This window comes from Natrialba aegyptia DSM 13077 (assembly GCF_000337535.1).
Lineage (GTDB): Archaea > Halobacteriota > Halobacteria > Halobacteriales > Natrialbaceae > Natrialba > Natrialba aegyptia.
Genome location: NZ_AOIP01000035.1, coordinates 1 through 240 on the forward strand (window position 1 = coordinate 1; position 240 = coordinate 240).

Sequence of the window (240 nt, forward strand, 5' to 3'; positions counted from 1 at the left end):
TCCTCTTTTCCAGGTGGGTTTCGAGCTTAGATGCGTTCAGCTCTTACCCCGTGGTGCGTGGCTACCCGGCACGTGCTCTGTCGAACAGCCGGTACACCAGTGGCACCCATTCGGAGTTCCTCTCGTACTATACGAACGTTCCTGTCAGGAACCTCACACCCCCAATAGATAGCAGCCGACCTGTCTCACGACGGTCTAAACCCAGCTCACGACCTCCTTTAATAGGCGAACAACCTCACC

At 55.8% G+C, this 240-nt stretch carries 1 rRNA gene; it reads right to left on the reverse strand.

Features of this window, described 5'->3' with window-relative positions:
- Window positions 1-240 (reverse strand): 23S ribosomal RNA (locus C480_RS16550); the annotation flags it as partial.